A 22,924-nucleotide genomic window follows, 5' to 3' on the forward strand; every position below is an offset into this window, starting at 1 on the left:
CGAGGCTTTCATTTGCTTGGCTTTCATTTCCGCGGCCTTCATCTCCGGATTGCTCACCCTTGCGTCAGCCATCACGTCCCCACTCCCTCGTCGATCATCCGGTCGTCGTCACCGATGACCGTGCTGGCCACCACGCGCGGCCGGGCCGGGATGATCCGTGCCGGTACACCGACGGCGGTGGCGCCGGGCGGTACGTCGGTCAGCACCACCGACATGGCGCCGATGCGTGCGTCGTTGCCGATGCGGATGCCGCCCAGCACCTGGGCATAGGCACCGAAGTCGACGTTGTTGCCGATCACCGGCACCTCGCCGCCTTCCTCCCGGTTGCCGATGGTCACGCCCTGGCGCAGCGTGCAGTTGGCACCGATGATGGCGTCGGGATGGACGAAGACGTTGCCGAAGTGCCAGATCCGCAGGCCCGGCCCGATGACCGCGTCCTTCGGCAGGCTGATGCCGGTCAGCGTCTCGGTAAGGCGGAACAGCAGCCAATACACGCGGGTCAGGAGTGTGCGCATCGCACCGGCCGGTCGGCGGTCGACCTGGCGGCCGAAGCGATAGACGCGGATTGCCCACATCGACTGCTCCTTGAGCAGGGGACGCGACACGCCGCAGCGTGCCACGTCGGCCTGCCAGTCAAGGTCGTTCTCGTCATGTGCGTACATCGTGCTCTCTCTTCCTTCTCTCTCGTTTTCTTCTTGTTGTTCCTGCTCTGACGGGGCGCGCTGCCGGATGCCGGTCAGTCGACTGCCACCAGCGTGCCACCCACCGTTCCCTCTGCCCCGGCAGGGTTGGTTGCCGTCGTGACGACGGAGTAGTTGGACTCCAGCGGCCATTCGAATGTGGTCGTCGCGCCGTTGGCCATGTCACCGCTGTCGTAGCTGAACTTGCTGGTGGCCTTGTCCACGATCTGCACGCGCAGTTGCGCGCCGCCGGTGGTGCTGGCGGTCAGCCGGTACTGGCGCCCTTTCACAGGCATCGCCCAGGCAACGGGATTGGCCGCCCGGCCGCTCCAGTTGGTCTGCACCACCTTGGTCGTGCCGGGGGTGAAGACGACAGCCTGCTTCCAGGTGTCGAACACGCCGACCGGCTGTCCCTCGCGCCGTGTCCACGTGCCACGCATCGACAACAGGTTGAGGTTGCGAGTGGGGGTGAAACTGCGCCCCTGGGCGTCCACCCAGCCTGCGGCCGACACGACCTGTCGCAAGGCCTTGCGGATGTCCTCCAGGTCGGCCCCTGCCGCGGCATTCCAGCCGCCCTTGTGGAGCCCGTAGCCGGAACCGTTCTCCACGTAGATGACGAAGGGCGTGCCGTGGTTGCGGTCCACCACGTAGCCGCCATAGGTCTTCAGCGTCTCGGCCACCTTGCGCAAGGCCGGCTCGCGCAGGGCCGCCGTGTTGAAGGATGCCGGCAGCATGAGCAGGGCGCCCTCCGGCACCTGCCCGGTATTGGTGGTGGCCGCGTTGGAGTCCGCGGAGGTCGCCGGAAAGAGGTAGGTCGGCTTGGCCGACAGGCCGTTGAAGGTGAGCGACATTGCCAGCGCATGGCGGTACATGGTGTCGCCGTCATTCACCTCGTGCTTGCGGATGATGCCGGCAATCGACGGCACCGCCGCTGCCCGCGCGCCCTGGTAGTAATGCGCCGGGTCTCCCCAGCCACGCCCGTTGAGACGCGTCCAGGCGTACTGGCTGGCCCGCCACTTCCCGTCGATGAGCTTCAGCTGGTAGAGGGAATGGATCACGCCAGCGATCGGATCGACGATGTCGGCATGCCCGTCGCTGCCGGTCGCCGGCACGGTGTCCGCCGGCCAGCGCGGAATGGTGATATCGCGACGCGCCTCGGCGTCCGGGTCCCATACGCCGGTCTTGCCCGGATGGCCGATGATGGTCATGGGCTTGTCGCTCTCCCGTGCCAGGAAGGCGCCGGTCGAGTACGCACCCTCCGACACGGCCGGAGAGTACTGGGACGGCGGGATCTGGAATTCGCCCAGCACGGGATTCACCGGGCGGCTGTTCCAGAGCGAATCGACAGCAAACGGCTTTTCATACGTACCCCACTGCGCGATGCAGGTGCCCGCCACCAGCAAGGCACCTGCACCCAGCAGGCCCCTCAATGCGGTGGCCGGTCGTTTCAGCCTGGTGTTCATGGCGTTACCTCCTTTTCGGTTGATGTCCGCGCGACGCGTGGCGATGCGGTCCGGACGCAAGGTCCGTAGCCCCATCGTCATGCGCCGGAAAGCCTGCGGACGATGCGCTTGCCCAGCGACGTGCATGGACGCTCGAAATGGAAAGTCGACAGATGTGCCAAACCAAAAAGAACAAGAAAGAGCAAAGGACGCTTCATGTATTTTTCATACACGTCACCGCTGCCGAGCCAGGTGTGCTCGAGCAGCGGATGGATCACGTAGAGCGCGTAGGAAACGCTGGCGAGGTACACCAGCCAGCGATGGCGCAACAGGTCGTTGAGCACGCCTTGCGGCCGCACGATGGTGGCGCCGACCAGCAGAGCCGCGAGGTACGGGCGCAGGTAGTTCAGCGGGCCGGTCTGCTGCATGCAGGCAATCACCAGCAGGACCAGCAGCAGCGCGGGGTTGAACCAGCCCAGCACGCGCTTCAGGCGGTCACCGAGTTCGCCATGCAGGGCCAGCGCCAGCGTGCAGCCGGCGAAGATCTCGTCCACGCGGTAGTAGGTGATGCTCGACGCGTAGACGCCGTCCATCACCCGCCAGCCCGTGTGGGCCAGGCACAGCGCCGGCAGGAGCATCAGGCCACGGCGGTCGAACAGCGCCACCAGGGCAGCCACGCCGATGTAGAACTGCATTTCGACGCACAGGCTCCACAGGTGCCCGGTGATGGGCGTCAGCGTCTGCGGCGGCAGGTTGGCGTAGAACAGGAAGTGCGACAGCACCACATCGAACGAGGCCGGTTCCATGGCGAAGGCTACGGCCATACATAGCCATGCCAGCGGCACGATGCGGAAGCTGCGGCGGATCAGGAAGTCGCCGAGGCCGGGACGCTCCAGCAGGAAATGCGTGATGAGGAAGCCCGACAGGATGAAGAACAGCGCCATGCCGAACACGCCGGCGGCATAGTTCAGCTTCAGCCATGACGGCCCCAGCGGCAGCAGGTGGGCCGCCAGCACCGCCAGGATGCTGAGGCCGCGCCAGCCGTCCAGGGCGGGGAAATGCACGTCCTTCCGTGCCGTCCGCGATGCGGCCGCCACCGGCGCGTCGGCGACGGCCGTGGCATCCCCCGTGACGACCTGCGCAGCAAACGCGCCAGCCCCCGCGGTGTCGGAAGAATCGGGCCCGAGGTGACGCATCATCGCCACGCCCTCTCCCTGCTTGTCGTCGCGAACGGGTCCTCTCCCGGTACGCTCTGCACCGCCTGCCGCTCGCGCTGCTGGCGCATCCCGCGCCAGGTGGCGCAGGCCGCACCGCAGATGAACCAGAAGTACCAGTTGAAGACGAGGTAGCCCAGCATGTTGTCGGAGAAGCCGGCGACCAGGTACGCGATCACCAGCAGGATCACGATGGCCGAGCCCAGCTTGTCGACGTGGCGCGCCGCATAGAGCTCGCGCAGCATGCTCAGGAAGATCAGGAGGAAGGCGCCCAGGCCGACCACGCCGAGGTCGAAGAAGATCTGCACGTAGATGTTGTGCGCCCCGTAGGCCTTGCCGCCGGCGAGCGGGAAGAACTTGACCGAGTAGAAGACGAAGGACTCCAGCCCGTAGCCCAGCGCGTACTGGGACGGCTGCATCCAGTTGAGGCCGGATTCCCATATGAGCTGGCGCCAGGCGAAGGAATTGAGCTTGGCGTAGGTGTAGTACTCGTTGCCGCTCCCCAGGTCGAGCACGCGCTCGCGTACCTCGGGCAGCATCAGCGCGACCACGGGCGCCATGGCGAGATAGATCAGGTAACGCCGCTCGAAGAGCACGGCGTAGACGCCGAACACCGCCGCGCAGGAAATCCACGCGCTGCGCGTCTTGGTCATCACCAGCAGGCCCAGCAGCAACAGCATGAACATGCCCAGCCAGCCCCGGCTGCGGGTGTCCGGCTGCTTCATGACGTACAGCGCGAGCGCGATGACCAGCACAAGGTAGAACGCGAAGATGTTCGGGTGCGCGAACAGGCCCGCCAGGCGGAACTCCGACGGATCGCCGGAGCGTCCGGTGGCAAGGCTCCACAAGCCGCCCAGCACGGGGATCACGGCCGACCACATCACCACGCGCACGCAGAACCGGAAATCACGGCCGTGCGCCACCATGTAGTGCGCGATCATGAACACCGCCGCATAGGACATCAGCGACAACGAGATGCGGATGGCGTCGCCCATCATGGGGGCGCGCACGACGCCGACCACCAGCATCCCGAAGAACACCGCCCAGGGCCACAGGACGTTGCGTGGCAGCGCCCGTGGCTCGCGGACGAGGAACATCGCGCCGATGAGCAGCACCATCAGGTTGATCAGCCCGCCGATGCCGATGGCGTAGCCGCCGAGATCGAACTTGGAGACCGACAGCACCACGTCGCCACCGGCGCGCAGCAGCAGGATGGCGATGAACAGCTTCTCCTTGTCGAGGACGAGTGCCATCGCCAGCAACAGGCCCAGCGGCAGGGCCGCGAGCTTCATCGGGTTGACGCCGGCCACCGCCACGTATTTCACGGCGAGGATACCCGCGAGCACGCACACCAGCAGCCCGCCTGCCAACAGCAGTGGCTGGGTGATGAAGGTGCTTCGACGGGCAGTGGCGAACATGGGTGACGCGTCCTGCCTCAATAGCCCAGATTGCCGCTGAGCTTGCGCTTGGTGACGCGCAGCAGGCTGGCGGTGAACCACAGGAAGTTACGCGCGGAGAACTGCTTGCCCAGGACTTCCAGGCCGGACTTGATGACGTCCGAACCCGACCCGGCGATCACGAAGATGCCGGTGAACTGCTTGAGCGTGAGCGCCTGCTGCTCGGCCGGCATGCCGGGAAGACGCTCGCGCAGCTTGCCCAGCATGCGGCGATGGCCAAGGATGATCGAGGTGGGGTTGGCCGAGATGCGATGCTTGTCGCCGCCGTCCTGCAGGTAGTAGACGAGGTATTCCGGCACGCAGCAGACCGCGGTCGCCGCGTTGAGCCGCACGAACAGGTCCCAGTCCTGGCAGCTGCGCATCTTGTCGTCGAGGCCGCCGACCTGCAGCAGCGCCGACCGGCGGGCCAGCACGCTGGAGAAGGTACCGACGCAGTTGTGGCGCAGCAGCTCCGGCACGGCGAGGCCGTCGACCGTGTCGTTGCGTCGCCACACTTCCCTGCCCTCGGGATTGCGGCCGATGAACCAGGTGTAGTTGAAGCCGTAGGCCGGCCCTTTCGCGTCCAGCATCGCGACCTGCTTCGCCAGCTTGTCCGGCGTCCAGTTGTCGTCGCTGTCCAGGAAGGCGATGTACTCGGCGGTCGACGCCTGGATGCCCGTGTTGCGCGCCGCCGCGCCGCCCTTGTTGGTCTCGTGGCGGATGTAGCGCACGCGCGGATCGGTGATCGCCGCGACCTGCTGGGCCGTGTCGTCCTTCGAGGCGTCGTCCACGACGATGATCTCGAAGTCCTGGAAGCTCTGCTGGAGCACGCTGTCGATGCTCTCGCGGACGCAATGGCCACGGTTGTAGGACGGAATGACTACGCTCACGCTCGGCATGACGGACCTCGCAGTTGTGGGGCTGATTCGTGGGTCTGACTCGTGGGTCTGACTCGTGGGGCTGGTTCGGTCGGCCCTGCGCACCATGCTCATGCCCGGTCTCCCAGGGCGGCGCGCAAGGCGTTGCTCACGGCACGATCACCGAACTCCGCGTCGACGCGCCGGGCGGCTTCCGCCGGCACCGGCTTGCGCTCGTGCAGCGCCAGCTTCGCGCACAGGTCCTGCACGTCGCGCGCAACGGTCAGCAACTCGGGCCCCACGCGGGGCGCCACCCAGTCCAGGAACGGCGTGGCCACGGCCAGCACGGGGACCAGCAGGGACATCGAGTAGAAGAAGGTGCCACTGACCACCACGTCGGCGTCGGCATGCGAGATCAGCACGCCGGCACTGCGCGAGACGATGGCCTGCGCGTCCTGCTCCGACAGGTAGCCGGGACGGAAGCTGAAGTTGGCACGCTGGCGCGCGGCCAGGCGTGCGCCATAGGCTTCGTCGCCGATGGGGCCGATGACGACGAGGTGACGGTTGGCCGGGAAGGCATCCACCAGTTCCTCGATGCGCTTGTAGGGCAGGATGCGGCCGAACACCACGAAGTACTCGGCGGGCAGGTCGGCCACCGGCGACGGCCCCTCACTCACCTCGCCCACTTCACCCACCGTGCCAGGCGCACCGGCTTCGCCGATGCGCTCGTACAGCGGATGCGGGCAGTACTGGCGCAGGCCCTCTTCCACCTCGGCACCGGAGTGGCTCAGCACCACGTCGAACATCCGCTCGTAGCGGGCGATCCAGCGCTGCGCGCGCTGCTCCTCGCCATGTGCCGTGCTGTGCGGATACTTGTTGTGGCGGACATAGATCATGCGGCGCGTCACCAGGCGCATCACCGCCGTCTTGGCGAACAGCCTGGCCACGTTGCGCAGCGATACCCGCCGGCTGGCCTTGTCGATGATCTCGTTCTCGGCCCAGTTCACCACCATGGAGTCGTAGCGCCACCACTGGAAGCGGGCCAGCCGCAGGATGGCCGATTTGGCGCCCTCGAAGCGGGCCACCTGGCCGTGCTGCGACAGCAGCTTGCGCATGCGCATGGTGTAGGCGTTGCCGACGTCCTCGAAGGGAACGTAGGCGACTCTGCGGGTCGTCATCAGATCGTTTTCCAGGGACCGGGTGTTCATCGACGCGCCCCCTGCCCTGCATCGCCACGCGCGATCGCGGCGGCCGATGCGGGTGCGGCCACTTCACCCGCAAGCACCGCGAGGGTGTCGGCCGGCACCGCCTTCAACAGGTCGGTCATGAAGCGGCGATGGGTGGCATAGGCCGCGTCCAGCTTCGCGGGCTCATCCACGATGGACGACACACGCACCAGCACGCCGTCCGGGATGCGACCGGCCAGACCTTCGCGCAGGATGTGCTCACGCATGCGCCAGCCGTTGGGGGGATAGGACTCGCCGATCCGGATCCAGTAGCTGACCGCCTCGTAGCGGTCGCGATCGCGCCCGGCGAACTCCATGCCGGGAATCGTGCGCCCGCCGTCGAGCACCGGGAGGCCGACCACGGCGGGCGGCTGCACGTCGTAGCCCTGTGCGGCGTAGCAGACTTCGGGACGGTGGATCTTCACGTCCTGGCGCTGCTGGCGCGCATAGGCAATCGCCAGCATCACCTGCTGGCCGTCCGCACCGACGTAGGTACGGGTGAGGATTTCGTCGTAGAGGGCCGCCAGCGCATTGCGCACCGCAGGCCCCTCGGCCACCACCAGGTTGGCCGGCTGCAACGGGGACGCCACCATGCGCCAGTCGGGCAGGCGTGCCGGAACCGCCGCCTCCAGGCCCGGCAGGTGCGCGGTGCTGGTCAGCTCGGGAGACAGCAGGTTGGCCGCCGCCGCCCCGACGAACATCGACCCCGCCACTGCCACCGCCGGCCTGATGCACAGGCGACCGGCCCCGAGCAGGCGTGCCGCCGTGGACACCTCCGCCGTGGGCTGGCGCTCGCGCCTGGACACTTGCGGCGCGGTGCTGCGTCGCGCCCGGCGTACCGCCAGTTCGATGAGGCCATCCACCATGAAGATCAGAAGCAAGGCGGTGGCGAACAAGGTGATGCCGGCGAAACCGTGCAGGAAACCCTGGCCGGCTTCGTCGCCGAGGTAATAGGTGATCAGCGCCAGCGTGGTGACGCGGATGACGTTGGACGTGAAGGAGATAGGGACGATCAACGCGGCCAGCAGCAGGTTGCGCCACATCGCATCGTGACGCACCAGGTTGAGGTACAGCAGGCCCAGGGCCTCCAGCGTGAAGAGCGTGTAGAGCCCGGCACAGGCGTCCGCCACCAGCAACTGGTACTGGCCGACGTGGAGCATCACGCCGCTGCGCGCCACCGGGTAGCCCAGCGCGTACAACAGCTGCTCGCTGACGGCCGACACGGCCATCTTCATGGGTGCGGTGAGCGTATCCACCACGATGGCCGGCATCGGCGTCATGAAGCAGGCGAAGAACAGGGGGAACCACACCGCCTGCAACGCAGCCCCGCCACGCAGCAACAGGATGCTGCCTGCTAACACCCAGATGAGCGAGCCGACCTCGAAGGTCGGGATGCCCTGCGAGCGCCCCACCACGTAGAGCAGCAGGCCGATGACCAGCAATGCAATGCCGCCCGCGCGTGCGGGGGCCGACACGTCACGCGGAAGCAGCAAGGCGTCTCGCTTTCGCCAGAGCAGCCACAGGAAGACCGCGAAGACGATCGGGCCATGCGCCTGCTCTTCCGTCGCCCAGATGCCGCGCGACAGGTCGACGAAGCTGGGGACGTACAGCACGCCAAGGCCGAACAGGACGATCAGCCACGGTGCGAGCAGGTCCAGCTGGTCGAGGAGCGGGCGCGCGGCAGGCGACAAGGCATCAGTACTCGTTGAACACGGCACCCAGGACACGCGCGCCGGACTGCCCCACGGCCTCGGTCAGGGCACGCGCCGTTCCCACGGAGGTGTGGTCCTTGCGGGCGACCAGCAATGCGGCGCGTGCGCGCGCCGCGACCAGCTCGGAGTCGGCGCCGCTGTCGGCTGCCGAGGTGTCGATGATCACCACGTCGAAGGCGCTGGCCGCGCGGGTCAGCAGCTGGACGAACTGCGGACGCGACAGCAGCTCCTGCGGATTGGGCGGAACCGTGCCGGCCGGCAGCACCGACAGGCCTCGCAGGCCGGGCACGCGCTGCACCACCTCGTTGCCGGAGCGGCCAGCGAGGATGCCGGACAGGCCTGCCGCCTCGCCCAGCTTGAACAGGCGATGCTGGCAGGGCTGTCGCAGGTCGGCGTCGATCAGCAAGGTGCGCTCGCCCAGTTGCGAGAACACGATGGCGAGGTTGGCCGCCACGAAGCTGCGCCCCTCCCTGCGTCCGGCACTGGTGACGGCGATGCATTTCTGCGTGGCCTCGCCATTGAGCCAGCGCAGCAGGAGCTGGCTGCGCAGCGCCCGCATGCGCTCCACGAACGGCGTGAAAGGCATGTAGGCGGCCGACAGCGTGCTGTTCAGGCTGTCGTCATCGAGCTGGAGATAGGGGTAGTCGAACTGGTTCGAGATCGCGTAGTCGATGTCGGACTTGTCGAGCAGTTTCAGCTTGAGGCCGGCCTCGCCGAAGCGCAGGCCCTTCTCTTCCTGGTAGCGCAGGATGCGCTCGGCGTCGGTGGGCGCAAGGCGGCCGGCATCGACGAGGATGGCCCCGATCGAACGGTCGTTCTTGGAGTGGGCCGGGGCGGCCGCCAGTCCGGGTTGGTTCATGTGCATGGGACACCTGCCTCGCTATGCCAGAAATTCGGTGGTTGCGTCGTTCTCAGGTCAGCGCGGGTCGCCAGCCTGCACGCCGGCGCGGTACCGGCGCTGCTTGCAATACGGTCAGCACCGGCACGCCGATCGCGGAGATCAGGTCCTCCGTCGACCGCACGCGACGGTTGCGCAGCTCCAGCACCAGCGCCATCGCGATGCCGATCAGCAGGCCGATGATGCCGCCCATGCCGGTGCTCGCCACGACATTGGGGGCCGCCGGGAAGGTGGGCGGTTCGGCACGCGTCAGCACGACGATGTTGGTCTGCTGCGTCTGGCTTTCGAGGTTGCTCTGCGCCAGCCGTTGGGTGACGACGTCATACAGCCTCTGGGCTGCCTCGACGTCGCGCTGGAGCACGGCGATCTGGTCCTGCTTGCCGCGCAGTTGCAGCACGCGACGACGCTGCGCCTCGAGTGCGCCGCGCACCTCGGCCTCGCGGCTCTGGTTCACCCGGTTGGCCGCGCCGATGGAGCTCGCCACGCGTTGCGTCTCGGTCGCCAGGCGCGAACGCACGGCGGCGAGTTCCGCCTCGTTGCGACGACGCTCCGGGTGGTTGGCGCCGTAACGCGATGCGATCTGGTCACGCTCCGCTTCCAGGCGGGACATTTCTGCCTTGAGGCTCTGCACCAGGCTGTTGCCGACGACTTCCGGCAAGGAGTCCGGCGAAGCGCTTTCACGCTGGCGCGAGCTGGTATCGGTGCGCTGCGCCTGCACGGCGCTCAGCTGGCTGGACAGTTCGTTGAGACGCGCATTCTCGATGTCGAGACGTTCGTCGGCAGTCGCCACGATGCCGTTCTCGCGCTGGAAGGCGGACAGGCGTTGCTGGGCTTCCTCCAGGTTGGTCTTCAGCGTGCGGGTGCGCTCGTCGAACCACACGGCGTACTGCCGGGCCGGCTCCACCTTCAGTTCGAGGTTGACGTCGATGTAGGCCTGCGCGAAGGCATTCGCCACGGCAGCCGCGAACTTCGGATCGTTGGCGGTGAATGCGATGCTGATGACGCTGCTTTCCCGCGAGGGGCTCACGCGCAGCTTGCTCTTGAGCATCTGCACCAGCCACATGTCGATGCTGCCTTCGCTGCCGGTCGCCTTGTCCCATTGCTCGCGGATGTCCGGAGACTGCGCGAGCTTCAGGGCCTGCACCACCTTCAGCGCCACGCGGTCGCTGTTGATGATGTCGATCTGCGTGGGGATGTAGCCCGGCAGCAACTGCGCCGACAGCGCCGTGCCGGACACCGGGTCCGCACCCTTGATGTCCACCACCACGGCGGAACTGGCGACGTAGGTCTTGGGCAGGCTCAGCGCGTACAGCGCCGCCGTCACGGTGACGATGGCGGCCACGCCGATGATCAACCATCGCCAGGCCCGCAACATTTGAATGATCTGCTGGATGCTCATGTTTCAGTCCGCTCCGCTCAGAACAGCGCTTCCTTGACGTAGATGACGTCGTTTGCCTGCAAGGGATCGTCGAGGGACGGCGTCAGCACCTGCACCTTGCTGCCCGCTCCGCGACGGTGGATGACGAGGCCGCGAGGCGTTCCCCGCGCAGAGATCCCGCCGCCGGTGGCCAGGCCCTGCATGACGCTCATGGCGCGCTCCAGCCGGTAGGCTCCGGCGCGCTGGACCTCGCCGTAGATGTAGAAGACGGGTGCGCGGTCGACGAAGATCACGTCGCCGCCACTGAGCACCTCGTCCGCCTCGACGCCCTGCTGGAACATCACGGGCAGGTCGATGAGCTTGGAACTGCGCTTGCCGTTGCGGGTGGTGATGAGGGTCACCACGTCCGAGCCGGTGGTCGCCACGCCGCCGGCGTTTGCCAGCATGTCCGACACACGGGTGCTGGCCTTCTCGATCGGATAGCGGCCCGGCCGGTTGACCTGCCCCAGCACCGCGATCTGGTTGCCGCGCATGGATACCGGCAGGATGGTCACCTGCGGCTGCAGGACAAGATTGCCTTCGCGCAGGAGCTTGCCGATATGCGCCTCGGCTTCCTGCACCGACAGGCCTCCGACTTGCACTGCGCCGAGCAAGGGGAAACTGATGACGCCCGTCTCGGAGACGCGGGCCTCGGTCGTCAGGTCCGGGTTGCGGAACACGGTAATGCGTACGACGTCGCTGGCACTCAGGCGGTATTCGTCCGTGGCGGCGACGTCAGCCGCCTTCGCCGGCAGCATCAGGCCGCTGCACAGCAGGCAGAGCGTCAGGATCACACGCGACAGCGTCTGGGTCATGGATCTTCGTCCTCTCTCGTTGTCTCTTGTCTGTTATTCGTTCCAGCGACGGGCGCCTTCAATCAAGCACCCGTCACCGCTGGCGTCTCGACGCCTTTGTTCCACTGCCACTACTGCCACTACCGCCACTACTGCCACCACAGGCACTGCCAACGCAGTTGCCACTTTTCAACGCAAACCGAGCGCCGCCTTTTCCACCGCGACAGGCGCCGTCACATCGCTTGGCGTCGCGGGCCGCAGGCTCGGCGCTGTCCTGGCGAACTCGCCCACGTATTCGATCCTGGCCTGCTCACGCAGGCGCTTCAGCTCCGCTTCCGTCGTCTCGAGCTTCGCGCGGTTGACGAGGAACTGCTGGATGTAGGCAGCCGCCGAATCGAAAGGAAGTGGCTGCTTGTAGCTCGCATTCATGCTCACCACGGTGGCGCCCTGCCCCACCGGCATGACCATGAGTTCGCCGTCCTTCATCGCGACGAAACGCGGCAAGGCCTCCATCGGGATCTGCTCGGCCGGCCGTACGTTGCTGGCGGCCGTGAAGGCAAACCGCTCGGCCCGCAACCAGCTGGCGACTTCGCCGAGATCCCGGGCATGCGCGACCTTCTGCTCCAGCGCCGCGAAATTGCCATCCAGCTGGGGCACGAGCAGTTCGCTGAAGTTGAACACCCTGCGGCGCTCGAACAGGTCGGGGTGGCTCTCGTAGTACTCGCGGACGGTGGCGGTGTCGGGTCTGGCGACCTGGCCCGTGATGCGCTCGGCATACGCGCGCACCAGCACCTCGCGACGGGCGGCCTCCAGGGCCTGCAGCACGCGCGGGTCGCGATCCAGTTTCTTTTCTACCGCCTGCGCCAGCAGCAGTTCCTGGTCGATGAGGCGATCGAGCGCGCCGGAGAGCGCGACCTTCTTCTGTTCCGGTCCCATGGCCGGTGCCCGGGACAGGACGTGGTTGAGTTGATGAACGGAGATTTCGCGGGAATCGACCTTGGCTGCCACCTGCGACGCGGGAACCGCATCGGCTCCCTGCTTTCCGCAGGCAACAAGGGAGGCTGCCAGCGCTACGAGCGCCAGGCACTTGGGTACATCAGGGGACATGACGGCTTCTCCACGGCACCGAACCGCCGCACACGGGCACAAGTGCGCTGCACCTGCGCCCGCAAAAAGCTATGCAGGCAGCTCGGGCCTAGAAAGGATCACGAGAGACGGCGCCTGACCACCAGACCGATCATGCCCAGCCCAGCCAGGAACATGAGGTAGGTCTCGGCCTCTGGCACCGCCGCGGCGATGGTCGAAGTGAAGTTGGTGCCGCCAAGCGAGAAGCCCTGCAGCGAGTAGTAGTAGGAGCCCGGGGCCAACGAGGCAAAGGAGTAGCTGTTGCCGGCCGTGTCCTGGCTGAACAGGTAGCCGCCACGCATCACGTCTGCGGCGCCGTCACCGAACACGCCCGAGAACAGGCTCACGATGCCCAGCCCCAGGAAGTTGCTGTAGGCCGTGGACACGATGTCGGACGAGGACAGCAGCTCGAAGGAGTAGATCTCCGACATCAGCCCGCCGTCCAGTGAGGCAGATTCAAACGAGTTGTGCTGCCCCCAACTCACGGCCTGTGCATTGAGACTGGCGCCTGCGGTGAGGCCGACCGCAACCAGAACCGCAAAGAACCTGTTCGCGAATTTCTTGGTAATCATGGCAGTACTCCTGAACTCTTTGTTATTAAGGGGGAGGCGCGATTCAAATCGCTGCTCGATTTTGTGCAAGAAACATGCCGAAGCACTATCAACTATCGATCCGGCACGATCTCCAACTGCAAAATGATGCGTCGCAACATCAATCAGGCAAACGAATGAAGCACTTGGCGCCTGGTCCAGTCTTTTATACGGAGCAAGCGTTACAGCGGTGCTTCAGCAAATAGGTACTCACGCTGCCGGCCCGTCTGCACCAAACCATGCTGCCTCGCACCAATCTGATGATGCGGGATCTGTCATTTCTGAAAAATCCGGCAGATGGCGTCTGAACTGTCTCGCCGGCAGGGCTTGATGACCCGATCAGCACAGCGAGGCATTCGACACCGGGCAACCTCCGGTCTCTGGAGGCAGGGCCGCAACTCTCTAACCAAGCATTGCACAACAGCCGGGCCGGATTATGTAGGTTTTTTCCTACAGTTCGTCCTCGCCATCCTACAAACAGCACACCGGCATCACAAGCAGGACAGTTTTTCTATATCTATCAATGCTATAGGTGCATGGCAAACACATCTATCCCGACGAACGGTCCGCGCTTCGTGCCGGGCCCGTATGGTATCCCGTAATTCACTTGTTGCGACGCACACATAATATGTTGTGGCTCGGCGACACCTTCCGGGAATCGCTATCCATTTATTCTTCAAGGCATTCACAACAAACAGAACGGCCGCGGTTATTTATATGTCGCCGAATGGCGACACCCCTGCAGGCGCGTGGTGAAACGTGGCACCCGTTCCGAAACCCTCACCAATGCTGGCGATCAGAGTTTTTTTATGCGCACATAGTTTGTATTTATGAATATAAGGCTTACAGAAACCTGACGATTAACAGGCTCCTCCGATACCGAAACACCGACCGTCCAGGCATAGAACTTTTTGAGGCCGATATATATCTGTACGCTGACACCAGTCATTCCGCTTTTTTGCTACTCTGGAAATGTGGCAGCGCAGCACATGCAGCCGAAGCAGATCCTGAAGCAGGTACGAAAATGCAGAGCACAATCGACAGACGCCCCCTGATCTCCCGCAGCAGCTTCTCCACGGCCAGCCTGGTGGAGTCCTTCCTGGACCCGGTGATCGTGATCGGCTTGTTGTTCATCTCGGCTGCGGTGCATGGCACCGAGGTGGATGCCGCTTACATCCTGCTGGGCCTGCTGTGTTTCCTGCTGACCTTCCCCGGCAGCCGCCACCTGCGCGAGTCACCGACCCGCATGGTGGTGGGCACGCTGATGGACTGGAGCCTGGTTGCGGGACTGTTGCTGGTATTCGGTTTTGCCAGCGACTACATCGATTTCTACCCGATGCCTGTCGTGGTGACCTGGATGGTTGCGGTGCCGCTGGCGCTGATCGGCGCCAACCTCACCATGCGTCGCGTGCTGCCCCGCTACCTGGCGATGGAGGGCAACCAGAAGCACGCCATCATCGTCGGCTGCAACGAGTCGGGCGTCAGGCTAGCCGGGAGCTTCGCGCAGGATCCGATGCTGGGCGTGCGCATGCTGGGCTTCTTCGACGACCGCACGCGTGACCGCCTGCCCGGCATCGGCACCAACTCCCTGCTCGGTTCCCTGAGCGACCTGGCCGACTACGTGAAGCTGCATCGCGTCGACCACATCTATCTGGCATTGCCGATGGCGAGCCAGCCGCGAATCCTGAAATTGCTGGACGGGCTGAAGGACACGACGACGTCGATCTTCTTCGTCCCGGACATCTTCGTGACCGACCTCATCCAGGGACGCATGGACACTATCCACGGCGTGCCGGTGGTGGCCGTCTGCGAGACGCCGTTCACCGGTTTCAACGGCGTGCTGAAGCGTGGTTCCGACATCGTGCTGTCGGCGCTGATCCTGGCCATGATCTCGCCCGTGCTGGTAGCCTGCGCCATCGGCGTGAAGCGCTCCTCGCCGGGCCCGCTGATCTTCAAGCAGCGTCGCTACGGCCTCGATGGCAAGGAGATCATCGTCTACAAGTTCCGCTCCATGAGCGTCTGCGAGGACGGGTCGGTGGTGACGCAAGCCAAGAAGGGCGACCAGCGCGTCACCCCCTTCGGTGCGTTCATCCGCCGGACCTCGCTGGACGAACTGCCGCAGTTCGTGAACGTGCTGCAGGGACGCATGAGCATCGTGGGCCCGCGCCCCCACGCGGTGGCCCACAACGAGATGTACCGCAAGCTGATCAAGGGCTACATGGTGCGTCACAAGGTGAAGCCGGGCATCACCGGCTGGGCGCAGGTGAACGGTGCGCGCGGCGAGACCGAGACGGTCGAGAAGATGGAAGAGCGCATCGCCTTCGACCTGGAGTACCTGCGCAACTGGTCGCTCGCCCTGGACATCAGGATCATCCTGAAGACCGTGCTGGTGGCGTTCAACGATCGTCACGCCTACTGAGCGCCCTTGCTCCGCTACGCGTGCAGCGCCGTCGACAGTGGCGGCACAGCGCTTCACCCATCAGCGCCGCAACCCCAACAAAAAGGGCCGCAAGCTATGTTGCGACCCTTTCGACGAACCCGGAACTGTTGCGTACCTGGCGTACGCCCTCCCGGTTCAGGCCAGGGCGAAACTGCTCTTGGCAGCCGTCTGCAGACGCGGCTGGGTACGGTCCGTCTGGCTGCGGATAAGGCTGACGATCTGCTCACGGAACCAGCGGCATTCATCCGCATGGTGGCTACGTTCATGCCACAGCAGGTAGAAGGACATGCGCGGGAAGCTGATCGGCACTTCCTGGATCGACAGCGGCATCAGCCGGGCCGCGTGTTCGGCGAACATGCGCGGACTCGTGAACACCATGTCGGTCTGCAGCAGCATCGCCGGAACGAGGCTGAAGTACGGCACTTGCGCCACCACGTTGCGCTTCAGGCGCTCACGGGCGAGGTGCAGGTCGATCACGCCGCGGCGTCCCACCGAGTACGGCGTGGGAATCACGTGATCCGCTTCGAGATAGGCCTGCAGCGACAGCGGGCGACGCGTCAGCGGGTGATCCTTGCGCATCACGCAGACGATGTCGTCCTCGAACAGCGGCGCCATGCGGAGTTGCTCCGGCGGTTGCGGCCAGTTGGCGACAACCACGTCGTACTCGCCGGACTCCAGCGCCTCGGCGAAGTCATGGTCGGCGCCGAGGGAGTGGAACACGACCTGCGCCTGCGGCGACAGCTGGCGGAAGCGCGCGACGATCTCGGCCATCAGGCCGGCGTGAAGGTAGTCGGGCGTCGCGATGTTGAACACGCGACGCGACTGGGCCGGGTTGAAGCGCACCTGGCGCACGGCGATCGCCTCGATCTGCGACAGCGCGATCTTCACCGGCTCCAGCAGGCCCATGCCGCGCTCGGTCGGCGTCATGCCGTTGCGGCTGCGCACCAGCAACTGGTCGCCGGTGATGTCGCGCAAGCGGCGCAGCGCGGTGCTGACCGCGGGCTGGGACTGGTTGAGCTTGATCGCTGCCCGCGACACGCTGCACTCGGTCAGCAGCGCGTGCAGGACCCGCAGGAGATGAACATCTATGGATTCCCAGCCGGAGAGATTGGCCATCGTTAGCCTCACGTTCTTGTTGAATAACGTATATCAAGCAAACTCCGCACCATGCACCACAATAGTCTGACTTTGCGGCAAAAGCTGCCGCGCAGTCCCTACGGCCAGCACCATTGCAGGGCGTCTTTCGAGGCAAAATGCCTGCGTTGGGGCATTGATATGCGGCTACGCAATGTGTGTCCGGCATACTTTTCGCGTAGACGTGGAAGACAACATCCAGAGCATCTCCGGTTTCATGGCTGCCCTGCGCAACCAAAGGCCTGCGCCCGGCGTCCACTGCTGGATACCGGCGGCGCGATAGCCGCAATGGAACGGAAGGCAGCGGGGCCATCCCGCGCAACTGGCTGACGCAAGCTCTACCCCCGAACTACAACAGGAGAAAACGATGGCAAAAGCAATGATCCTGGCCGCAGGCCAGGGCACCCGCGTGAGACCGCTCACCAAGGACATTCCCAAGCCGATGATTCCCATCCTCGGCAAGCCGGTGCTGGAGTACATCATCGAGCACCTGGCGCGCTACGGCGTGAAGGAGATCATGATCAACGTGGCCTTCATGCACCAGAAGATCGAGGAGTACTTCGGCAACGGCCATCGCTGGGGCGTGGAGATCGGCTACTCCTACGAAGGCGCCTACGAACACGGCGACATCCTGCCCCGGCCCAAGGGTTCGGCCGGCGGCATGAAGCACATCCAGGACAACAGCGGCTTCTTCGACGAGACGACGCTGGTGCTGTGCGGTGACGCCATCATCGACCTCGACATCGGCGCAGCCCTGCACGAGCACCATTCCAAGAAGGCCATCGCCAGCGTGGTGGGCCTGGAGGTGCCGCTGGAGCAGGTGGTGAACTACGGCATCGTGGTGGGCGACGAACAGGGTCGCATCCAGTCCTTCCAGGAGAAGCCGAAGCCCGAGCAGGCGAAGTCCACCCTGGCCTCCACCGGCATCTACATCTTCGAACCCGCCGTGCTGGACCTCGTGCCGCCCGGCAAGGTCTACGACATCGGCGGCGAGCTGTTCCCCGCGCTGGTTGAAAAGCAGCTGCCCTTCTACGTGCAGAAGCGCTTCTTCAACTGGATCGACATCGGCCGCGTCACCGACTACTGGTCGGTCCTGCAGCGCGTGCTGCGTGGCGAAGTCGCGCAGATGGACATGCCGGGCAAAGAAATCCGCCCCGGCGTCTGGGTCGGCCTCAACACCCACGTCGACTTCGACAAGGTGCACATCGAAGGACCCGTCTACCTCGGTTCGAGCACGAAGGTGGAGCCGGGCGCCACCATCATCGGCCCGTCGTGGATCGGCCATGGCTCGCACATCCGCAGCGGTGCCACGGTGGAGCGCAGCGTGCTGTTCGAATACACCCGCGTGGGCGAAGGCATGCACTTCGCCGACATGGTGATGTCGCCGCGCTACTGCGTCGACAAGGATGGCGAGACCATCTACGTCGGCGACGACCGCTGCCCGCTGCGCTGGGGCGACGCACGCGCCTGAGCGCGGCACCACCGCGGCCGGACGTTTCCGGTGGACGACGCGCACACGCCACGACAGATCACTGTCGTGGCGTTTTTCATTGCCCCGCCGTTCAGGCAGCAGCCGCTGGCAGGGTTGCCAGCAAGGCCGCGCAACGTGCAGCGATGAACTCGCGCAACAGCCCCACCGCCGGTGACAGCAGGCGCCGGTCCGGGCTCACCAGGTACAACGGCGTCGGCTCCGTCTCCCACTCCGGACACAGGGCCACCAGGCGCCCGGCCGCCAGGTCGCCGGCCACGTCCAGCGCCGACTTGTAGGTCACGCCCTGCCCCGCTATCGCCCAGTGCCGCACCACGTGACCGTCGTTCGCCACCTGGCTCGCGCGCACCCGCACGCTGATCCGCTCCTCGCCACGCATGAAATTCCAGCGGTCGTGCACTTCATCGCCGAACATGAAGCACAGGCAGTCGTGATGCTGGGCCTGCGCTAGTTCGCGCGGATCGGACGGCGCGCCGTATGCCGCGATGTAAGCCGGTGAGGCGCACAGCACGCGACGGTTCCGTGTGGCCAGCGGAAGCGCCACGAGGCTGGAATCCGGCGGCTCGCCGTAGCGCAGCGCGATGTCCACCGGCTCGCGGTACACATCGGCCATGCGGTCGGACAGCATCAGCCTGAAACGCACCTCGGGGTACTGCAGACGGAATTCGTCCAGCCAGGGCAGCAGCACATGACGTCCGAAGTCCGAGGGTGCGGCAATCTGCAGGCTGCCCCGCACGGCACGGCGTCCGGTCGCCAGCTCTTCCTGTCCATCGCGCAAGGCCGTCAGCGCGATGCGGCAGTAGTCCAGGAAGCGCTCGCCGGCCGGTGTCAGCCGCAGGCTGCGCGTGGAGCGCACGAGCAATGGCGTCTGCAACTCGGCCTCCAGCCGCTTCAGGGAAGCGCTGGCGGCGGCAGGCGTGATGTCCAGGGCACGCGCGGTGGCGGACAGGCTGCCGCTTTCCACCGTGCGCACGAAGATGTCCAGATCCTGCAGGGCTTTCATTATCAAAAATCCGTTGAAAACGGATTCAATCTAGCGCCCGTTTTTCTTGTTGTCATGAAAATCCATCATGGCACCACCGTCCCGCCCTCCCACATCACCCCAAACCAGGAGCCCCGAATCATGAAAGCCGTTGCCTACCAGCAGTCCCTTCCCGTCGAGAGTGCCGAATCCCTCATCGACACCCTGCTGCCCGACCCGGTGGCTCAGGGCCGCGACCTGCTGGTGGAGGTGCAGGCCATCGCGGTGAATCCCGTGGATACCAAGGTGCGCCGCGGCGTCGCCCCGGAACCCGGCCAATGGAAGCTGCTGGGCTGGGACGCCGTCGGCGTGGTGCGCGCCGTGGGCGAGCAGGTCAGCCTGTTCAAGCCCGGCGACCGCGTGTGGTACGCCGGCTCCATCACCCGGCCCGGCGCCAACAGCCAGCTTCACCTGGTGGACGAGCGCATCGTCGGCCACGCCTCGGCCACGCTGAGCAATGCCGAGGCGGTCGCCCTGCCACTCACCACCATCACCGCCTGGGAACTGCTGTTCGACCGCTTCGGCGTCGCGCCGGGCAAGCAGGTCAGCGACGACGCCCTGCTGGTGATCGGCGCCGCGGGGGGCGTGGGTTCCATCCTCGTCCAGCTCGCCCGCCGCCTCACCGGCCTGACCATCATCGGCACCGCCTCGCGGCCGGAGACGGCAAGCTGGGTGCGCGAGCTCGGTGCCCACCACGTGATCGACCATCACCAGCCGCTGGCACCGCAACTGCAGGCGCTGGGCATCGCCGGCGTGCGCTACGCCGCCAGCCTCACCAACACCGCGGCCAACCTGCCGCAACTGGTGGAGGTGATCGCGCCGCAGGGCAAGCTCGGCGTGATCGACGACGCCCCCACGCTGGACGTGATGCCGCTGAAGCGCAAGGCCATCTCCTTCCACTGGGAGCTGATGTTCACCCGCTCGATGTTCGAAACGCCGGACATGATCGGCCAGCACCGCCTGCTGGAGGAAGTGGCCGCGCTGGTGGACGCCGGCGTCATCCGTACGACGCTGGGCGAGCACTACGGCACGATCAACGCCGCCAACCTGCGCCGCGCCCACGCGCTGATCGAATCCGGCAAGGCACGCGGCAAGATCGTGCTGGAAGGCTGGGCCTGAGCCACGAACCCCGCAGCAAGCGCGGGGTCGAACCTGTCCCTGCCATGGAGGCCCTGCCTTCATCGCAATTCCGCCATCCACGGAGGGACATCCCATGACAGGCATCAGCGAGGACGAAGAGCAGATCCGGCAACTCAAGCAGGCCATGACACTCGCGCTCCGGCGGAAGGACGTCGAAGGCGTCATGGCCTGCTTCGCGCCGCAGACGGTCATGTACCTGCTGGACCCGCCCCTGCGGCTGCGCACGGGCGTCAATGCGCCGGGCGAAAGCGGCATCAGGGCATGGTTCGATTCCTTCGACGGCCCGCTGGGCTACGAATACATCGAACTGGAAATCACCTGCGCGGAGGCAGTGGCCTTCTGCCACGGCCTGGACCGCATCAGCGGCAAGCGTAACGATGGCTCGCAGACGGACGTGTGGGTACGCGAGACGCTGGGCCTGCGCAAGACGGCCGGCCGCTGGCTGATCACCCACCAGCACCAGTCGGTGCCGCTCTACATGGATGGCAGCGAGCGCGCGGCGCTGGATCTCGAACCCTGAGACCAGACCGGTACCGACTACCGGTTCGAGCCCGGCTTCCGGCGCATCGGTAGCGTCACCGCGCCGTCTCAGTACAAGCTGCGCTGCACCCGCGCCGGCAGCTCGACGTCGTAGGCCACGCCGTCGAAGCCCTCGCTCAGCGCAGCCAGCACCTGGCCGGCACTGGGCAACGCGTCGCGCGGCACCTGTGCATCCGCGTCCCACAGGCGGGAACGCACCAGCGCGCGCGAGCACTGGAAGAACACCGTCTCGATGTCGATCAGCAACGCGGTGCGTGGCAACTGCCCGCCCATCTCGCACCGCTGCAGCAGCGCCGGGTCGGTGCTGATGCGGGCACGGCCATTCACCCGCAGCGTCTCGCGCACCCCCGGCACCATGAACAGCAAGGCCACCCGCGGATCGGCGAGGATGTTGCGCAGGCTGTCCAGCCGGTTGTTGCCACGGCGGTCCGGCAACAGCAGCGTGTGCGCATCCAGCACCTGCACGAAGCCCGGCGCATCGCCGCGCGGGGAGGCATCCAGTCCCCCCGGCCCGGCGGTGGCCAGCACCGCGAACGGCGCTGCCTCGACGAAACGCTGATACACCGGATGCAGGTACGCCACTTCCTTGCTCAGCGAAGCGCCCGCCGCCTTCGCATACAGCGATTCCAGCGCGGCCAGGTCGTCGATCCGGTACGCCTCGTCGCCCCAGGGTGTCGCCTGCGCCTGCTTCCCGACCGCCGCCACCTCCGCCTGTTCGGCCGCGGCCCGCACCACCTCTTCGTCCATTCCGTCGTCCCCTGCAGATCGTCGATACGTCCGGATGATGTTACGGCAGCCGCGGCCGGCGGCGTGCCACCCTGCAAATGTCTTTTTTCCGCAACCAGTCCTTAACACTGCATCCCTAACATCGCCGCCCATTACGTTTCGATAGGGGGTGTGCGATGACCGCCATCCAGGTCACCGGTCTGTCCAAGACATTCGGCAAGCGCAAGGCGCTGAACGATGTATCCCTGCAGGTCGGCGCGGGCGAGATGGTTGCGCTGATCGGCGCATCCGGCTCAGGCAAGTCCACGCTGCTGCGTCACCTGTCCGGCTTCGTCGGCAGCGATCCCGTGGCAGGCGCCACCGTGCACATGAACGGCAAGCTGGTGCAGAAGGACGGCCGCGTCGTGCGCGACATCCGCCGCCTGCGTACCGACATCGGCTTCGTGTTCCAGCAGTTCAATCTCGTGGGTCGCCTGACGCTGCTGACCAACGTGCTGACCGGCCAGCTGCATCGCGTGCCGCTGCACCGCTCGCTGTTCAAGCTGTTTTCCCGCGAGGAACGCGCGGCCGGGCTCAAGGCTCTCGCCGAAGTAGGTCTAGACGACTATGCCTTTCAACGAGCGTCCACGCTGTCCGGCGGCCAGCAGCAGCGTGCCGCGATTGCACGCGCGCTGATCCAGGGCGCCAAGGTGCTGCTGGCGGACGAGCCCATCGCCTCGCTGGACCCGGAGTCCTCGCGCAAAGTCATGGAGAACCTGGCCCGCGTGAACCGTGACCACGGTTGCGCGGTGCTGGTGTCGCTGCACCAGGTGGACATCGCCATCAAGTACTGCCCGCGCGTCGTCGCCATGCGCGACGGCCGCGTCGTCTTCGACGGCCCCTCCGCACAACTCACGCCGGCCTTCCTGCGCGAGCTGTACGGCAGCGAAGCCGCGGAGGAGCTGATGACCCCGCATGCAGCCCCGCAGGGCGAGCCGTCGATAGACCCCTACCCCGGCACGCACGCCATGCCGGCCGCGGCCTGAACGAAGCACCAGACCATC

The 22,924-nt window shown here is 65.9% G+C and carries 20 protein-coding genes; 5 read left to right on the forward strand and 15 right to left on the reverse strand.

The window, feature by feature from the left end:
- Positions 1–71 precede the first annotated feature (71 nt).
- The 12 genes from VVD47_RS06510 to VVD47_RS06565 form a co-directional block, all read right to left on the reverse strand.
- Positions 72–662, reverse strand: coding sequence for a serine O-acetyltransferase (locus VVD47_RS06510; RefSeq protein WP_327602589.1), 591 nt, complete (start codon positions 660–662; stop codon positions 72–74).
- Between the two features lie 74 nt (positions 663–736).
- Complete coding sequence (locus tag VVD47_RS06515; protein WP_327602590.1) at positions 737–2,143, reverse strand: Atrophin-1 multi-domain protein; 1,407 nt, start codon at positions 2,141–2,143, stop codon at positions 737–739.
- A gap of 77 nt (positions 2,144–2,220) precedes the next feature.
- On the reverse strand, positions 2,221–3,321 hold the full coding sequence (locus VVD47_RS06520) for an acyltransferase family protein (RefSeq protein WP_327603195.1): 1,101 nt from the start codon (positions 3,319–3,321) through the stop codon (positions 2,221–2,223).
- Entirely contained in the window at positions 3,318–4,754 is a 1,437-nt protein-coding gene (locus VVD47_RS06525) for an O-antigen ligase family protein (RefSeq protein WP_327602591.1), read from the reverse strand. The genes VVD47_RS06520 and VVD47_RS06525 overlap by 4 nt, the downstream gene beginning before the upstream one ends.
- A 17-nt stretch (positions 4,755–4,771) precedes the next feature.
- The gene (locus tag VVD47_RS06530) at positions 4,772–5,671 is read right to left on the reverse strand and encodes a glycosyltransferase family 2 protein (protein ID WP_327602592.1); all 900 of its coding nucleotides are present in this window, start codon (positions 5,669–5,671) and stop codon (positions 4,772–4,774) included.
- Positions 5,672–5,760: 89 nt separating this feature from the next.
- Positions 5,761–6,807, reverse strand: coding sequence for a hypothetical protein (locus tag VVD47_RS06535; protein ID WP_327602593.1), 1,047 nt, complete (start codon positions 6,805–6,807; stop codon positions 5,761–5,763).
- Positions 6,808–6,833: 26 nt separating this feature from the next.
- On the reverse strand, positions 6,834–8,546 hold the full coding sequence (xrtB, locus tag VVD47_RS06540; protein WP_327602594.1) for an exosortase B: 1,713 nt from the start codon (positions 8,544–8,546) through the stop codon (positions 6,834–6,836).
- Positions 8,547–8,550: 4 nt separating this feature from the next.
- Complete coding sequence (gene epsG / locus VVD47_RS06545; protein WP_327602595.1) at positions 8,551–9,426, reverse strand: chain length determinant protein tyrosine kinase EpsG; 876 nt, start codon at positions 9,424–9,426, stop codon at positions 8,551–8,553.
- A gap of 52 nt (positions 9,427–9,478) precedes the next feature.
- On the reverse strand, positions 9,479–10,864 hold the full coding sequence (gene epsF / locus VVD47_RS06550; protein WP_327602596.1) for a chain length determinant protein EpsF: 1,386 nt from the start codon (positions 10,862–10,864) through the stop codon (positions 9,479–9,481).
- A gap of 17 nt (positions 10,865–10,881) precedes the next feature.
- Positions 10,882–11,697 carry a polysaccharide export protein EpsE gene (epsE, locus tag VVD47_RS06555; protein WP_327602597.1) on the reverse strand — a complete coding sequence of 272 codons (816 nt, stop codon included), beginning with the start codon at positions 11,695–11,697 and terminating at the stop codon, positions 10,882–10,884.
- A gap of 168 nt (positions 11,698–11,865) precedes the next feature.
- On the reverse strand, positions 11,866–12,783 hold the full coding sequence (locus tag VVD47_RS06560) for an EpsD family peptidyl-prolyl cis-trans isomerase (protein WP_327602598.1): 918 nt from the start codon (positions 12,781–12,783) through the stop codon (positions 11,866–11,868).
- A 98-nt stretch (positions 12,784–12,881) separates the two neighbouring features.
- The gene (locus VVD47_RS06565) at positions 12,882–13,373 is read right to left on the reverse strand and encodes an FxDxF family PEP-CTERM protein (RefSeq protein ID WP_327602599.1); all 492 of its coding nucleotides are present in this window, start codon (positions 13,371–13,373) and stop codon (positions 12,882–12,884) included.
- A gap of 1,042 nt (positions 13,374–14,415) precedes the next feature.
- On the opposite strand from VVD47_RS06565, the gene VVD47_RS06570 reads away from it, so the two are divergent.
- A complete protein-coding gene (locus VVD47_RS06570; protein WP_327602600.1) occupies positions 14,416–15,810 on the forward strand; it encodes an undecaprenyl-phosphate glucose phosphotransferase in 1,395 nt (464 codons plus the stop codon).
- A gap of 156 nt (positions 15,811–15,966) precedes the next feature.
- Here VVD47_RS06570 and VVD47_RS06575 read toward each other — a convergent pair whose 3' ends face one another.
- Positions 15,967–16,947 carry a LysR substrate-binding domain-containing protein gene (locus VVD47_RS06575; RefSeq protein WP_327602601.1) on the reverse strand — a complete coding sequence of 327 codons (981 nt, stop codon included), beginning with the start codon at positions 16,945–16,947 and terminating at the stop codon, positions 15,967–15,969.
- A gap of 385 nt (positions 16,948–17,332) precedes the next feature.
- On the opposite strand from VVD47_RS06575, the gene VVD47_RS06580 reads away from it, so the two are divergent.
- Entirely contained in the window at positions 17,333–18,436 is a 1,104-nt protein-coding gene (locus tag VVD47_RS06580; RefSeq protein WP_327602602.1) for an NDP-sugar synthase, read from the forward strand.
- A 91-nt stretch (positions 18,437–18,527) separates the two neighbouring features.
- On the opposite strand, the gene VVD47_RS06585 is transcribed toward VVD47_RS06580, so the two are convergent.
- Positions 18,528–19,457 carry a LysR family transcriptional regulator gene (locus VVD47_RS06585; RefSeq protein WP_327602603.1) on the reverse strand — a complete coding sequence of 310 codons (930 nt, stop codon included), beginning with the start codon at positions 19,455–19,457 and terminating at the stop codon, positions 18,528–18,530.
- A gap of 120 nt (positions 19,458–19,577) precedes the next feature.
- On the opposite strand from VVD47_RS06585, the gene VVD47_RS06590 reads away from it, so the two are divergent.
- Positions 19,578–20,594 (forward strand): zinc-binding alcohol dehydrogenase family protein, encoded by a 1,017-nt coding sequence (locus VVD47_RS06590; protein ID WP_327602604.1) that lies wholly within the window; start codon positions 19,578–19,580, stop codon positions 20,592–20,594.
- Between the two features lie 94 nt (positions 20,595–20,688).
- Positions 20,689–21,135: a YybH family protein gene (locus VVD47_RS06595; protein WP_327602605.1), complete on the forward strand. Its 447-nt coding sequence runs from the start codon at positions 20,689–20,691 to the stop codon at positions 21,133–21,135.
- A gap of 68 nt (positions 21,136–21,203) precedes the next feature.
- Here the strand turns inward: VVD47_RS06595 and VVD47_RS06600 are convergent, their stop codons facing one another.
- Positions 21,204–21,902 carry a pyridoxamine 5'-phosphate oxidase family protein gene (locus tag VVD47_RS06600; RefSeq protein WP_327602606.1) on the reverse strand — a complete coding sequence of 233 codons (699 nt, stop codon included), beginning with the start codon at positions 21,900–21,902 and terminating at the stop codon, positions 21,204–21,206.
- A gap of 155 nt (positions 21,903–22,057) precedes the next feature.
- Between VVD47_RS06600 and phnC the strand changes: the two genes are divergently transcribed.
- The gene (phnC, locus tag VVD47_RS06605; protein WP_327602607.1) at positions 22,058–22,906 is read left to right on the forward strand and encodes a phosphonate ABC transporter ATP-binding protein; all 849 of its coding nucleotides are present in this window, start codon (positions 22,058–22,060) and stop codon (positions 22,904–22,906) included.
- Positions 22,907–22,924 lie beyond the last annotated feature (18 nt).

It is taken from the genome of Uliginosibacterium sp. H1 (assembly GCF_036017065.1).
In the GTDB taxonomy this organism is placed as follows: domain Bacteria; phylum Pseudomonadota; class Gammaproteobacteria; order Burkholderiales; family Rhodocyclaceae; genus Uliginosibacterium.

Bases quoted from the DNA above. Each gene is read 5' to 3' on its own strand.
- epsG (WP_327602595.1), bottom strand. From the start codon at position 9,426: ATGAACCAACCCGGACTGGCGGCCGCCCCGGCCCACTCCAAGAACGAC.
- VVD47_RS06595 (WP_327602605.1), top strand. From the start codon at position 20,689: ATGACAGGCATCAGCGAGGACGAAGAGCAGATCCGGCAACTCAAGCAG.
- epsF (WP_327602596.1), bottom strand. From the start codon at position 10,864: ATGAGCATCCAGCAGATCATTCAAATGTTGCGGGCCTGGCGATGGTTG.
- VVD47_RS06570 (WP_327602600.1), top strand. From the start codon at position 14,416: ATGCAGAGCACAATCGACAGACGCCCCCTGATCTCCCGCAGCAGCTTC.
- VVD47_RS06520 (WP_327603195.1), bottom strand. From the start codon at position 3,321: ATGATGCGTCACCTCGGGCCCGATTCTTCCGACACCGCGGGGGCTGGC.
- VVD47_RS06535 (WP_327602593.1), bottom strand. From the start codon at position 6,807: ATGACGACCCGCAGAGTCGCCTACGTTCCCTTCGAGGACGTCGGCAAC.
- VVD47_RS06580 (WP_327602602.1), top strand. From the start codon at position 17,333: ATGGCAAAAGCAATGATCCTGGCCGCAGGCCAGGGCACCCGCGTGAGA.
- epsE (WP_327602597.1), bottom strand. From the start codon at position 11,697: ATGACCCAGACGCTGTCGCGTGTGATCCTGACGCTCTGCCTGCTGTGC.
- VVD47_RS06575 (WP_327602601.1), bottom strand. From the start codon at position 16,947: ATGGCCAATCTCTCCGGCTGGGAATCCATAGATGTTCATCTCCTGCGG.
- phnC (WP_327602607.1), top strand. From the start codon at position 22,058: ATGACCGCCATCCAGGTCACCGGTCTGTCCAAGACATTCGGCAAGCGC.
- VVD47_RS06510 (WP_327602589.1), bottom strand. From the start codon at position 662: ATGTACGCACATGACGAGAACGACCTTGACTGGCAGGCCGACGTGGCA.
- VVD47_RS06565 (WP_327602599.1), bottom strand. From the start codon at position 13,373: ATGATTACCAAGAAATTCGCGAACAGGTTCTTTGCGGTTCTGGTTGCG.
- VVD47_RS06525 (WP_327602591.1), bottom strand. From the start codon at position 4,754: ATGTTCGCCACTGCCCGTCGAAGCACCTTCATCACCCAGCCACTGCTG.
- VVD47_RS06600 (WP_327602606.1), bottom strand. From the start codon at position 21,902: ATGGACGAAGAGGTGGTGCGGGCCGCGGCCGAACAGGCGGAGGTGGCG.
- VVD47_RS06530 (WP_327602592.1), bottom strand. From the start codon at position 5,671: ATGCCGAGCGTGAGCGTAGTCATTCCGTCCTACAACCGTGGCCATTGC.
- VVD47_RS06515 (WP_327602590.1), bottom strand. From the start codon at position 2,143: ATGAACACCAGGCTGAAACGACCGGCCACCGCATTGAGGGGCCTGCTG.
- VVD47_RS06585 (WP_327602603.1), bottom strand. From the start codon at position 19,457: ATGAAAGCCCTGCAGGATCTGGACATCTTCGTGCGCACGGTGGAAAGC.
- VVD47_RS06590 (WP_327602604.1), top strand. From the start codon at position 19,578: ATGAAAGCCGTTGCCTACCAGCAGTCCCTTCCCGTCGAGAGTGCCGAA.
- VVD47_RS06560 (WP_327602598.1), bottom strand. From the start codon at position 12,783: ATGTCCCCTGATGTACCCAAGTGCCTGGCGCTCGTAGCGCTGGCAGCC.